The sequence below is a fragment of the Lactobacillus corticis genome (genome assembly GCF_018327645.1).
In the GTDB taxonomy this organism is placed as follows: Bacteria; Bacillota; Bacilli; order Lactobacillales; family Lactobacillaceae; genus Lactobacillus; species Lactobacillus corticis.
In genome coordinates, this window is sequence record NZ_BMAY01000059.1 from 1 (window position 1) to 214 (window position 214).

At 39.7% G+C, this 214-nt stretch carries 1 protein-coding gene; it reads right to left on the reverse strand.

Annotation, left to right across the window (positions count from 1 at the left end; all coding sequences use genetic code 11):
• Positions 1–214, reverse strand: a 214-nt coding sequence (locus KI210_RS08710; RefSeq protein ID WP_246487345.1) for a helix-turn-helix domain-containing protein, incomplete at both ends; no start/stop codon positions are given.

The window sequence follows — 214 nt, forward strand, 5'->3', positions numbered from 1 at the left end:
TATCACCTTGTTGTGCCTTATAGCGTTTTTGCTTACCATGATAAAGCAAAACAGTACCACGTTTAACCTCATAACTGATAGTAGAAGGAGAGCAATCAAGCTCACGAGCAATAGCCCTAAGAGAGAAACCGTCTTTAATACGGGTCTGAATAACAACCCGTTGCTCAAATGATAAATGCTTTCCCTTTTGGTGCTTAGGCATGATAGAATGTAA